The sequence below is a fragment of the Radiobacillus sp. PE A8.2 genome (assembly GCF_045635475.1).
Lineage (GTDB): Bacteria > Bacillota > Bacilli > Bacillales > Amphibacillaceae > JBJGXI01.
In genome coordinates, this window is sequence record NZ_JBJGXI010000015.1 from 22,164 (window position 1) to 35,837 (window position 13,674).

General features: G+C 39.6%; 11 protein-coding genes. 7 read left to right on the top strand and 4 right to left on the bottom strand.

The genetic code is table 11. The annotated features are described in order from the left end of the window. The first annotated feature begins 1 nt into the window (after position 1). The 7 genes from ACI6MV_RS09945 (at position 2) to ACI6MV_RS09975 (ending at position 6,965) form a co-directional block, all read left to right on the top strand. On the top strand, positions 2 to 895 hold the full coding sequence (locus ACI6MV_RS09945; protein WP_407270138.1) for an ABC transporter permease: 894 nt from the start codon (positions 2 to 4) through the stop codon (positions 893 to 895). Positions 896 to 909: 14 nt separating this feature from the next. Continuing rightward, a complete protein-coding gene (locus ACI6MV_RS09950; protein ID WP_407270139.1) occupies positions 910 to 1,935 on the top strand; it encodes an ABC transporter ATP-binding protein in 1,026 nt (341 codons plus the stop codon). Beyond that, a complete protein-coding gene (locus ACI6MV_RS09955) occupies positions 1,919 to 2,890 on the top strand; it encodes an ABC transporter ATP-binding protein (RefSeq protein WP_407270140.1) in 972 nt (323 codons plus the stop codon). The genes ACI6MV_RS09950 and ACI6MV_RS09955 overlap by 17 nt, the downstream gene beginning before the upstream one ends. An 11-nt stretch (positions 2,891 to 2,901) precedes the next feature. Continuing rightward, positions 2,902 to 3,849 carry a DUF1177 domain-containing protein gene (locus ACI6MV_RS09960; protein ID WP_407270141.1) on the top strand — a complete coding sequence of 316 codons (948 nt, stop codon included), beginning with the start codon at positions 2,902 to 2,904 and terminating at the stop codon, positions 3,847 to 3,849. Between the two features lie 68 nt (positions 3,850 to 3,917). Next, a complete protein-coding gene (locus ACI6MV_RS09965; RefSeq protein ID WP_407270142.1) occupies positions 3,918 to 5,189 on the top strand; it encodes a M20 family metallopeptidase in 1,272 nt (423 codons plus the stop codon). Between the two features lie 88 nt (positions 5,190 to 5,277). Next, positions 5,278 to 6,042: an IclR family transcriptional regulator gene (locus ACI6MV_RS09970; protein ID WP_407270143.1), complete on the top strand. Its 765-nt coding sequence runs from the start codon at positions 5,278 to 5,280 to the stop codon at positions 6,040 to 6,042. A 17-nt stretch (positions 6,043 to 6,059) separates the two neighbouring features. Next, entirely contained in the window at positions 6,060 to 6,965 is a 906-nt protein-coding gene (locus ACI6MV_RS09975; protein WP_407270144.1) for an aminopeptidase, read from the top strand. A 20-nt stretch (positions 6,966 to 6,985) separates the two neighbouring features. Here the strand turns inward: ACI6MV_RS09975 and ACI6MV_RS09980 are convergent, their stop codons facing one another. The 4 genes from ACI6MV_RS09980 to ACI6MV_RS09995 form a co-directional block, all read right to left on the bottom strand. Continuing rightward, entirely contained in the window at positions 6,986 to 8,536 is a 1,551-nt protein-coding gene (locus ACI6MV_RS09980) for an FMN-binding glutamate synthase family protein (RefSeq protein ID WP_407270145.1), read from the bottom strand. A 19-nt stretch (positions 8,537 to 8,555) separates the two neighbouring features. Then, positions 8,556 to 11,039 (bottom strand): cbb3-type cytochrome c oxidase subunit I, encoded by a 2,484-nt coding sequence (locus ACI6MV_RS09985; protein ID WP_407270146.1) that lies wholly within the window; start codon positions 11,037 to 11,039, stop codon positions 8,556 to 8,558. 192 nt (positions 11,040 to 11,231) lie between these two features. Next, a complete protein-coding gene (gene coxB / locus ACI6MV_RS09990) occupies positions 11,232 to 11,930 on the bottom strand; it encodes a cytochrome c oxidase subunit II (protein WP_407270147.1) in 699 nt (232 codons plus the stop codon). 10 nt (positions 11,931 to 11,940) lie between these two features. After that, positions 11,941 to 13,665: a pyruvate oxidase gene (locus tag ACI6MV_RS09995; RefSeq protein WP_407270148.1), complete on the bottom strand. Its 1,725-nt coding sequence runs from the start codon at positions 13,663 to 13,665 to the stop codon at positions 11,941 to 11,943. Positions 13,666 to 13,674: the final 9 nt, after the last annotated feature.

Here is a 13,674-nt window from a genome sequence, read left to right on the forward strand (position 1 = left end):
AATGAATACTATGGAAGAGCTTGAACAGGCAAAAGAGCTTCAATATAAGAAATCTAAAAAAGAACAGTCTTTTATGCGTAAATTATTGCGAAATAGATTTGCTGCATTAGGTTTATTTGTCATATTAGTTTTAATCCTAACGGCGATTTTTGCACCCTTCTTTGCGACGCATGATCCCTACGTGATGGATGTGACGAATACTTTGTTAGGTCCGGGTGAAGCAGGCCACATTTTAGGAACAGATAGCTACGGTCGTGACATATTTAGTCGTATTGTTTATGGTGCGCGTGTATCTTTAATTGTCGGAATCTCAGCTGTATTATTTGGAGCTGTTTTCGGCTCATCATTGGGTTTGATTTCTGGATATTTTGGCGGAAGAACGGATGCAATCATCATGAGATTTATGGATGGGATGATGGCTTTTCCTTTCATCTTACTAGCTATTACCTTAATGACCGTATTAGGACAAGGTCTAGTAAATGTAATTATCGCCATCGGGATCTCTAACATTCCTGGTTTTGCTAGAGTGGTTAGAGGTCAGGTGTTAAATGTTAAGGAGTCTGAATTTATAGAAGTAACTCGTTCATTAGGTGCCAAGCATGGAAGGATTTTGTTTATGCACATTGTGCCAAATAGTATAGCGCCATTAATCGTCTATGCGACGATGGGAGTTGCTGGAGCAATTATATCTGAGGCATCTTTAAGTTTCTTAGGACTAGGTGTACAACCTCCAACAGCTTCTTGGGGAAGTATGTTACAAGAGGGAAAAGACTTTCTAGTGCTTAGTCCAGAGTTAGCAACGATCTCAGGATTAGCGATATTAATTACGGTGCTCGGTATTAACTTGTTTGGTGATGGATTAAGAGATGCGCTTGATCCTAAGATGAAGTTATAGCAGGAGGTGAACGTATGTCAGAGAAATTATTAAGTGTGAAGGACTTACAAGTCGAGTTTAAATCAGGATCAATTATTACGAAAGCTGTTAATGGTGTTAGTTTTGACCTTAATGAAAATGAAAATATAGGTATTGTTGGGGAATCGGGTTCAGGTAAAAGTGTTACAGCAACTTCCATTCTTCGGCTGATTCCGAATCCACCTGGAAAAATAACTGGTGGTGAAATTAATTTTAAAGATCGAGATTTATTAAAACTTTCCAACAATGAGATTAGAAAAATTCGTGGAAATGAGATTTCAATGATTTTCCAAGATCCTTCTACAAGTTTAAACCCTGTGTTTACCGTGAGGGACCAGTTAGTAGAATCGATTCGAAATCATAAGAAGATGTCCAAGAAAGAAGCAAAGAAAAAAGCAATCGAAATGCTAGATTTAGTTGGGATTCCAGCTCCTGAAAAAAGAATAGACATGTACCCGCACGAATTTTCTGGTGGGATGCGTCAACGGGTTATGATTGCGATTGCGTTATCTTGTGATCCGAAGCTACTTATTGCAGATGAACCTACAACTGCATTAGATGTGACTGTTCAAGCACAAATTCTTAATCTAATGAAGGAGTTACAGGATAAGCTGAATATGTCGATCATCATGATTACGCATGATTTAGGAGTCGTATGGGAAACGTGTGACAAAATCATCGTGATGTACGCTGGTAGAGTTGTAGAATCCGGTGATGTGAAAGAAGTTTATAAAAATCCATTACATCCATATACATGGGGGCTACTTGATTCGCAAATTACAGAAGCTCAAGAAAGTATCAATTCATTGTCAGCGATTCCTGGAAGCCCACCGGATTTAAGTTATGAAATAGAAGGATGTCCGTTTGTCGATCGTTGTCCATATGCCCAAAGTATATGTCATGAGAAACCACCGCAGTTGCTTGAACCTACTGATGGACATGCGGTCGCCTGCCATTTTCAAACAGCAGATGAGAAGTTAGAGAGAAGGGAGGATGCATACCTCGATGGAAGCTCTTCTTGAAGTTAAGGATTTAAAGAAACATTTTCCAATGGCAAATAACGTTCCATTTAAAAAGACTACGCAAAGTGTGAAAGCTGTTGATGGAGTTAGTTTCAATGTGTACCCTGGTGAGACGCTAGGCGTTGTTGGAGAATCTGGGTGTGGTAAATCAACAATGGCACGCCTTGTCAATCAGCTGATTAAGCCAACAGATGGGGTAGTTAATTTCCAAAATAAAAATCTTATTGATATGGATGCCAAAACACTACGAGAGACTCGGAAGAAAATCCAAATGATATTCCAAGATCCGTATGCTTCGCTTGATCCTCGGAAAAAAGTAGGCAAGCTCATTGCAGAGCCCCTTGTGATTCATAAAGTTGGGGACAAAGTAAGTAGAAGAAAAAAAGTTGAAGAATTACTTGAAATTGTAGGCCTCAACAAGAGATTTGCTGATCGCTACCCTCATGAATTCTCGGGAGGTCAAAGGCAGCGGATTAATATCGCAAGAGCTTTAACCTTAAATCCAGACCTTGTCATTTGTGATGAACCTGTTTCTGCATTAGACGTCTCTGTTCAAGCTCAAGTTATCAATCTATTAAAAAGGTTACAACAGGAATTTAATTTAACTTATATTTTTATTTCACATGATTTAAATGTTGTTCGTTATGTGTGCGACCGTATTGCAGTAATGTATCTAGGAAAAATTGTTGAGGTTGGTACGTATGAGCAAATCTATTCGAACCCTCAGCATCCTTATACGAAGGCACTGTTCTCAGCAATCCCTAAAGAAAGTCCATTTGAGGAAAAAGAACGTATTATTTTAAAAGGCACTGTTCCGAGCCCGTTGAATCCGCCATCTGGATGTAGTTTCCACGAGCGTTGTCCAGTGGCAATAGATATATGCAAAACAAAAGTACCTAAAGTTGTCACAACAGAAAATTCCCATCAAGCATCTTGTCATTTGGTTAATCAATAGGAGGTAGGAAAATGTCGTTAAAACACGTGATAGAAATGTATGATTTAATGGATGATCGATCCGTTACTGGAGAAAAAGTGAAAGATTATTTATTGGAGATTAATGAGAGTGGTCAAATAGATGTTCACACCATCAAAGGTAATAAAGGAAAAACGGATTTTGTTAAAGTACTTATTCCAGGTAAAAATGGAAAATCCAATGGTGGTAATGCACCAACACTAGGTATTATTGGACGGTTAGGCGGGATTGGCGCTCGTCCAGAAATGATTGGGTTTGTTTCCGATGGAGATGGTGCGCTATCTAGTATGGCGGCAGCAGCAAAATTACTAGATATGGAAAATAAAGGAGATCAATTAGATGGAGATGTCATCTTGACGACACACATTTGTCCAGATGCACCTACGCAACCACATGATCCAGTACCATTTATGGATTCACCGGTAGATATCTTAACGATGAATGATTATGAAGTGGCTGAAGAGATGGACGCTATTCTTTCCATTGATACAACAAAAGGTAATCAAATTATTAACCATCGTGGGTTTGCAATTACGCCGACCGTTAAAGAAGGATATATCTTAAAAGTAAGTGATGACTTACTTCATGTCTATACACAATCAGTTGGTAAACTTCCTGTTACGATGCCAATTACTACTCAAGATATTACACCGTACGGGAATGATGTTTATCATGTTAACAGTATCCTTCAACCTTCAGTAGCAACGGATAAGCCAGTTGTAGGTGTTGCGATTACAACAGAGACAGCAGTTGCTGGCTGTGGCACTGGAGCTAGCCGTGTGACCGACATTGAAGAAGTTGTTCGTTATTGTATTGAAGTGGCAAAAGTATATGGTCAATCGAAATGTGATTTCTATAGCGAGAAAGAATTTGCACGTTTAGAGCAACTATACGGAAAGATGACACACTTACAAAAAGCGGTAAATGCTTCAATTTCGTAATTGTTGCCTGAGAATCGCATGAAATTAGTATTATGAAATTGAATTAACTAAGGAGGATGTTTAAAAATATGGTAAACAAACAGGAGCTTAAAGATCGTCTAATTCAAGAAATTGAAAATAATAAAGATGAATTAATCGATTTTTGTAGTCAACTGATTAAAATTCCGAGTGAAAACCCACCAGGTGATTCAACAGAAATTACGACATTTATTGATAATTATTTAAAAAATGCAGGTGCTGACACAGCATGGCATGAATCCACTGATAAAATGTATAATCTAATATCTACCATTGGTGGAGGGGAAGAGGGAAAACATTTAATTTATTGTGGCCACTCTGACGTCGTGCCAGCAGGTGACCTTTCCAAGTGGGATTTTAGCCCAACTTCTGGTGAAATCGTAGATGGATGGTTACTTGGAAGAGGGGCAAGTGATATGAAAGCGGGCTTAGGTGGACTCATTTATACCTTTGCACTGTTAAAAAAATTAAATATCGACCTACCTGGAAAATTAACATTAGCTGTGGTACCAGATGAAGAAACTGGTGGAGAATTTGGTGTTCCTTGGCTTTTGGACCGAAACCTTATTGCTGGTGATGGCTGCTTAATTGCAGAGCCTTCATCACGTTTTAACCCAACAATTGGTCAAAAGGGTTCCTTTTGGTTTAAACTAAAAGTGTATGGCGAACCAGGACATGGTAGTCTATCACCGTTAGCGGGAAATAACGCGATTGTGAGTATGATCGATGCAATTAATGAGATTCGTAAATTATGGGATTTAGAGATTGAGATTCCAGATGAAGTGAAGCCGTTAATTGAGAAATCGAAGCGATACATGCGTGAAGTTGAGAAAGACCGCAAGCGCTTTCAACCAGTAATGGATCATATAACTGTAAATATCGGCAAGATCCAAGGCGGAACAAAATCAAATATGATACCTGAAAGCTGCGAAGTAGAAGTTGACTGTAGACTTCCGTTTGGTATCACACAAGACGAAGTTTCAGACTATGTACATGAAAAACTTGACGCACTAGGAATCGAATATGAAATTAGCCGATTTGGATTCCGCAGTGACGCTAACTACACTAGTGCCGAAGATCCGGTATGTAGAGCAATCATTGATAATATCACATATGTAACAGAGCATGATGCGTATGGTGTTAGTCAATGGGCTAGTAGTGATGCACGACATTTCAGAAACCATAACATACCTGTACTACAATATGGCCCTGCCTTTTTACCAAGTATTCATGGATATAATGAAAAAGTTAAGGTAGAAGATATCGTAAGGTGCTGTAAAGTATATATTGCAGCGGTTATTGATTATCTATATGAAGCGTAAATGTAAGTAAGTGATTTTTAAGGTGCATATATTAGTATACTTCTAATATATGCACCATTTATGCAGTTAAAGGAGGGTAATTTAATCAATGTTAAAAACACTAAGCCTTGCTTTAGAAGTAATGAAAATGTTTACGAAAAATAAGCCAACATGGGGAGGGCGAGAATTAGCGGCAGAATTAGATATTAACCATACAAAAATATACCGAATTTTAGAAACGTTAGAAATGCACCAATTCTTAATTAAAAATAAAGAAACAAAGAAGTACTCCCTTGGTTTTGCAGTCTGGGAACTTGGAAATTCAATCTCGGAAAACTTCAATATAAAAGAAATAATACATCCTATTTTAGAAAAAGTTAGTGAAAGAACAAATGAATCTGTATTTCTTACTGTGTTGGATGGAGAAAATGGTTTAACTTTTGATGCAGTGGAAGCGAGGACTACGGTGCGATTCTCGGTTTCAATAGGGAGTCGAACTCCTTTACATGCCGGAGCATCCTATCGTGCTATATTAGCGCATATGCCAACTGAATTTATAGATAATTATTTAGCTAATAAGTTTATAAAATACACAGATAAAACGATGGTAGACCCGGAAGTAATTAGAGAAGATTTACAAATGATTTTGCAAAAGGGCTATGCAGTTAGTGAAGGTGAATATACAGAAGATGTAATTGCTGTTGCCATTCCTATTTTCAATAAAGAAAAGGTTATTGGCTCATTAACGGTATCAGGACCTAAATATCGTATTGAAGAGAAACAAATTTTATTGTTTATTAGCGAGTTATCTCAAGCTGATATGGATCTCAAAACAGCTATGGAGAAATACGGCTCTAATTTTGGCTTGCTTTAACGAAAGGGGAATATAGCATGGATTTAATCGATATTGCTAAATCAGTACTACGACAAAATATGCATGTAAGAACAGATGAACGTGTTCTTGTTATAACAGATGATGAAAAACATGATATTGCAGATTTATTTTACCAAGCTGGTAAAGCGCTCTCCTCCGAGTCTATTATTGTCAAAATGCCAACCCGACAAAAATCTGGTGAAGAACCATCTCAAATGATTGCTTCCTTAATGACGGTGGCAGACGTGATATTATGTGTAACCGAACATTCACTGACGCACACACAAGCTAGAAAACAAGCTTGTGATGCAGGCGCAAGAGTGGCTACCATGCCGGGTATAACATTAGATATGCTTGAAAACGGTGCGATTTCTGCTGATTATAATGAAGTTCAAGAGCTTACTGAAGAATATTGTCAGCAATTAGAGCGTGGTGAGACTGTGAAGATTGTGAAAGAAAATCATGAGTTAACTTTCTCTATCAAAGGAAGAAAGAGTATCAGAAGTACAGGTGTTTTTAAACAAAAAGGTGAATCAGGCAACGTGCCTTCGGGTGAAAGCTACATAGCGCCAATAGAAGATTCTGCGAATGGTACGATGATGATTGACGGGTCTGTAAGCAATATCGGCGTACTTGACGAACCGATTATCTTAAAGATTGAATCAGGAAGATTAGTGGACGCAACAGGGGCAAATGGACAAAAACTATTAGCGCTATTAGGAGATGGAGATGGGCGTACCATTGCCGAATTCGGTATTGGTACAAATAAAAAAGCGCGACTAATTGGAAATGTTTTAGAAGATGAAAAAGTATTCGGGACCGTACATATCGCCTTTGGAAGCAACAAATCCTTCGGAGGAAAAACCGAAGCAGGCGTACATATCGATTGTATTATTAAAGAGCCGGAATTTTGGATAGAGTAGGGACGGAATCGTCCCCTGTCTCAAGATAGATATTCTTTCAATCGGGACCGGTAAATCAGATGTTCTCTTGAAAATTTCGTCGGGCTATCTAATCCTGCTACGGCAGCTAAATCAAATAAGTCGTTTCTTAAAGTAATCACATAATTAGCAACTCGATACTTTTTCTCATCAACGGTCAAGGCCTTTTGTAGTTTCTCGTCAGTCGTCGCTACACCAACGGGGCAGGTATTGGTATGACATACCTGCGCCATAATACACCCGACACTGATCATGAAGCCTCTGGCAATATTAATCAGATCTGCACCAAGACATAATGCCATCGCGATTTTATCCGGAGTTATCAATTTACCTGATGCGATGATTTTGGTATGGTTTCTCAGCTGATATTTTTTTAAGCAGTCCTCAACAAGTGGTATCGCAGCAAAGGCAGGTAAACCTACAGAATAAGCTAATCCATAGTATGAAGCACCTGTCCCTCCTTCGCTACCATCTACGGTGATAAAATCAGGAACAATATTAATTTCAGCCATCGCTTTGACTAATCGTTCCACCTGTCTGTCATTACCTACGACTATTTTAATGCCAACCGGTTTTCCTCCAACTTCACGCAATTCATCTACAAATGCAAGTAACTGTTCTGGAGAAGAAATGCCCGGAAATCGATTGGGACTGTTCACATCCTGTCCGACATCAATTTTCCTGATTTCAGCAATTTCTTTTGTTATTTTGCCGCCATCCACATGTCCTCCTTTTGTCTTAGCCCCCTGACCAAGCTTCAATTCAAATGCTTTAATCTGATCGGTGTTGGCATGTTTTTTAAACTGTTCCCAGGAAAAATCTCCATTATGTGTACGCACGTCATAAAGCCCCGGACTAATTTGCATGATAAGATCTGTATTGCCTTTTAAGTGATACGGTGAAACGCCGCCTTCCCCGGTATTCATCCATGTACCTCCAGCTATTCCAAGCCCCATCGATAAGGCAGATATCGCATTTTCACCAAGTGCACCATAACTCATGGCTGACTGACCGATTAATCCATTTATGTAGAATGGATGTCGGGCTGTTTCTTTTCCGAGAACAACTGTGTCATCATGACCGAGCAGATATGGATCCATTTCAACTTCAGATTGATGCTCTTTTCTGTTAAACAGATTTTCCTGCTCCAGCTGATAAACGAGACTAGTGACGCTTGGGTACTTGCCAATCTTTAGTTCATCTTTCATTAACGGGAACATATTGTTGACAAGAAAATATCCGTCTTCTTCAAAGTTGATAACAGCGCCATAACTCATCAGACTGCTGTTATACTTTCCAGCCTTTACTACGAATTCAAATTGTTTCCGATTAAAAGGCTCTCCTTCGCGGTCATTTAAATATAAATACTGTCGTAATTCCGGTCCTATTTTTTCCAATATATAGCGCATCTTTCCTAAAATCGGATAATTTATTAGTACGGAATGCTGATTCTGTTTGCCGTCATGCAGGTACAATCTTAATAGCAAAAAACCAGGGACGACAATAAGAAGCAGCAACAAGACAATTATTCCGATTAATATTGATGTTTCCATTTATCTTACATCCTTCCTGTCATACTAAATATGGCAAATAAACGAATAGGATAATAAACATCCAGATTAAATCTACAAAGTGCCAATAATATTCAAAAACGGTCATTTTTTCATCATACAATGTCAACGGTATATGTTTTCGAATAGATTGTGTGTATAACTGAATCAGCCATCCAAGTCCAAAACAGATATGTGCGGCATGAAATCCAACCAACACATAAAAGGAAGAAAGAAACAGGCTGGATGATATCGTATATCCTTGCGCCCAGTAATGATAAAAATCGTATACTTCTACGATTAAAAATAGAAATCCTAGCAGAAAAGTCACAATAATCCCAAGATGTTGAATCAACTGCTTACTGCTAGTAGCTTTCCGGCTGAAGGTCAGTGTTACGCTACTTGATACTAGAAAAATAGTAGAGAGAATCACTGATTTTGCTTCAAAAAGCTGCGATGGATCAGGACCTGCTTTAGATGGCGTGAACAAGATATACGTAACAAATAAAATCGTAAACATGGTGGCATCGATAACGAGATAACCGAAAAACCCGAGTTTTTTGTCCTTGAATAGCGACTGACGATCCGATTTACTAAATTGTATTTGGCGATAGACTTCTTTTTTAGGGTCACGCCAGGAAAAACAAATGATCAGTACTAAAATAGCTACAGATAAACCACCAGCGATGGTAAGCCACCCGTAAATCATCGCTAAGCTGAATAAGAGCATGCTTCCGGCAATCAAAGCCGGTAAAACTGTATCCGTTGAAACTGGCATGGCACGGGTGTTACTCGTATAGTTCATCGTTTCATTCGTTTCTTTTGCCCGCCCTAAAGGATCTCTTCCTTCCACAACTGGTGAAGGGACAAAGCGGTTTTCCTCCGGTGGTGAGGCAACCGTCCATTCCAGTGTACGGCCATCCCAACAATCCGCTTCTACTCGTTCAGAGGATTTTGCTGTCTGATAAATATTCCAGATAAAGAACAGCATACTGATCCCCATCATAAATGCACCAACAGTGCTTACCGCATTAAATACAAACACATGATCTTCCCAAAGATAGGTGTAGACACGGCGTGGCATGCCTTGCAGTCCAGCAAAATGCATCGGCATGAAAGTAAAATGAAAGCCAATAACAAATAACCAAAAGTGCCATTTCCCTAGTGTTTCATCTAACTTTTTCCCAGTTATTTTAGGATACCAATAATAAATTCCTGAAAATATTCCTAAAATGGTGGCGCCAATGATGACATAGTGAAAATGACCAACTACAAAGTAACTGTCATGAAATTGAAAATCTGCAGCTGGTACAGCAAGCATGACCCCAGTTACTCCGCCAATCACAAAGGATGGAATAAATCCAACAGCAAATAACATCGGGGTGGTAAATTGAATGTTTCCACCACGCATCGTAAACAGCCAGTTAAATATTTTGATGCCAGTTGGAATTGCAATCATCATTGTTGTAATCGCAAAAAAAGTGTTAATCAGTGGGCCGAGTCCGACCGTGAACATATGGTGCACCCAAACCATAAAGCCTAAAAAGCCGATTAAGATAATCGAAAAAATCATCGAACGATAACCGAAAACAGCCTTTTTTGAAAACGTTGAAATCACATCAGAAAAGATTCCAAAAGCAGGCAAAGCAAGCACATACACTTCGGGATGACCAAAGATCCAAAACAAATGCTGCCAATAAACAGGATTTCCCCCGTCTGCATTGAAAAAGGCTGTTCCGAATAATCTGTCAAACATTAATAAAAATAATGCTGCTGATAATGTACTAAAGGCCACGATAATAAGAAAAGAGGTAACCAGTGTACTCCACGTAAACAACGGCATCCGCAATAGCTTCATACCGGGAGTTCTGTTCCGGATGATTGTCACGATCATGTTTATGGCAGTCAGCAGTGTCCCAAGACCTGATATTTGTAAACTGAATACATAAAAATCATTACCAGCACTTGAGGTAAAGCTGTTATCACTTAATGGCGCATATGCTGTCCAGCCTGCATTAGGGGGAGATCCTAGAAAAAAGGAAAGGTTAAAGAGTAGCGCCCCGCTAAAGAACAACCAGAAGCTGAGTGAATTTAATAGTGGAAATGCTAAATCCTTTGCACCAATTTGCAATGGTACAGCAACATTCATCAGACCGATCAGTAAAGGCATTGCCACAAAAAAGATCATCACAGTACCATGAGTAGTAAATAAACCATTGTATTTATCACCCTGAAATACCCAAAAATCTAGCTCTGGTGCTAGCAGTTGCGTCCGAATTAGTAACGCATCCATTCCTCCCCGAAAAAAGAACAACACACCACTGAGTAAATACAACAGCCCGATTTTCCGGTGATCTGTTGTTCGAATATAGCTCCATACCACTCCCCATTTTTGGTGCTTCGAAATTAAATAAATAAGAAAAAAGAATGCAATAATTGACACAATCCAGGCAGCAATCACGTCTGAGGCCTGGTATAAGGTATCATAGGATATTTCGAAATTCATATCGGTCCTTCTTTCTTTCGGGTTCTCCTAGGGAAGGCAGTTACTTTTAGCCTTCATCATTGATGGAGAAACCGACGTAATCTTGGGTTAGTGTTTTCACTTACTACTGGCAAAGGAACAATACTGAAGCCACCGCAGTGCGTATTTTTTGCGCAATAGCAGCAATCTTTAACAATAAGCCTTCGTGAAAATTTATTGGTTGAGCCAATGCTGAAATGCCTGTGCAGATAATACATGTGCTGTGAAACGCATCCGACTGTGTTCAATACCGCAAAATTCTGCGCATTTTCCTTGGTACACGCCTTCCTCCATATCGGCAATAGTCAGGCTGTTTTCCTGATCTGGAAGGACATCAACCTTACCGCCAAGAGACGGAATCCAGAAAGAATGGATCACATCGTTTGATTGAAGATGAAAGACGACTTCCTGATTACTGGGTAGGTACAAATTATTTGTAGACGTTTCTCCATTTTCATAACGGAACTGCCAGCTGTACCGCTCAGCTGTGACCTGAATATGAACCTGGTCTTCCTGCTGTTTTTCTGTTGATACGTACTGATTAGGTGATTGCTGATAAGTGACTATAACGGTTGGAACTGCCAATATGGTTAACAAAATAATTGGCAATATGGTCCATAGCAATTCCAACCGCCTATTATCATCCGGATAGTTATACGTTGAGTGCGCGCTGTTTCCGGCGCGATATTTGCGAATAAAATGTGCGAACAAGCTAAACACAATCAGCAGAACGACAAGCATCAGAAAAAAACTGAAATATATTAAATCGGATTGGGCACTGGCGGTTTTACTCGCAGGATCTAGCACCCTGAGCGAACAGCCGCTTGTTAATAAAGTAGGTAGACAACAGATAAGCACTAGTAAATATTTCATTTGAAAGCTCCTATAATAGTCTCTTCAATACTGTTTTTAACGGCGGCATATCCAAATCGTCATTACCTTCAATAACTTTTTTCCACAGATGCTTGGAATAGGATGCAGCCTGTGACCATTCAATTTTTCCAGGAAGAGGTGCACGATCATCTATTTCCACATTTATAATTACAGGTCGTTTGCTTTTTTTAGCAGCAGTTAAAGCAGCTGCTAATTCCTGTTTATTTCTTACTTGATAGCCCTCGCCTCCAGAAATTTCGGCAAACTGATGATATTGAAACGGTTGTAAATCAGTCTGGTATGGTATGTTTCCTAATTGCTCCTGTTCGTATTTTATCATTGCGATTTTTTCATTGTTCAGTATGATCACTGTAATGGGAAGCTGATATTTTACCGCGGTTAAGAAATCTTGCATCACCATTGAAAATCCACCATCACCACAAATGGCGACCACTTGCCGGTCTGGTTCATTCACTTTTGCGGCAATCGCTCCAGGCAATCCGCAGCCCATTGTTGCTAACCAACTTGACGTTACAAACCGCTGATTGGTGAGTCGAAAAAATCTTGCAGTCCAGGACGTAACATTGCCGACATCGACCGATAAAATCGCGTCATCCTCAATAAAGCTATGTAATTGATCAATAACCTGTGGCCCTTCTAGTGACTTATCTTCGGGTGATTCGGCAGCGATCCCATCAAGATGCTTCCACCAATTTTGCATATTTTTCTGACATGCTTGTAAAAAATTCCGGTTTTCCCTGTAATTAAGCTGTTCATTGAAACCAGTGAGCATATGCTTTGCAGAACAAATAAGCCCAACGTCTACCGGATACCATTTGCCAATACTGCTTGGATTGATATCGATTTGAACAGCGGGTACCTGCTTTGGTAAAAATTCACGATAAGGATAAGAGGTGCCGATTAGTAATAGCAAATCTGTTTCCTGCATGGCCTCATAAGCTGGTTTCGTTCCAATTTGACCGAGATTCCCTAGGTTTAGTGGATGCTCGTCCGGCAACACACCTTTCCCCCTTAGAGAAACAACAACAGGAGCAGCGATTTTTTCTGCGAACTCAATTAATTCACTTCTTGCATCGAGTACGCCTCTGCCGGCTAAAATAACCGGCTTTTCTGCTTGCTCTATCAGTGCAGCAGCATTCTTCAAGCTAGTATGGTCTGGCAGTATATGATATTCACTCGTAACGGTTGAACGTAGTTTTGGTTTGTGGACTTTCGCTTTAAACAAATCATCGGGTACGGTAATCACAGACACACCTTTTTTCTCATATGCCTCTTTGAGGGCCTGCTTCAAAAGAGGTTCCATCTGTTCACCAGAAGTAATACGTCTGTTAAAAACAGCTACATCATCAAATAACCGTTCGAGGTTAACCTCCTGAAAATTTTCTGTTCCTAACAAATCGTGTGATATTTGCCCAGTAATCACTAGCATCGGGGCTTGGTCCTCTTTAGCATCATACATGCCATTCAATAAATGGATGGCACCAGGTCCACCAATCGAAACACAAACACCAATTTGGTTCGAAAGCTTAGCCTCTGCTGATGCCGCAAGTGCTGCAACTTCCTCATGCCGCACCTGTATAAACTGGATCTCATCTTTAGATTTTCTAAATTCTTCGATCAGGTTATTGACCGAGTCACCTGGATAACCGTACACATGGTTAACTTTCCAATCATTTAATATGCTGACCACAGCCTCGGATGCCTTCATCGCCATTACACTCCT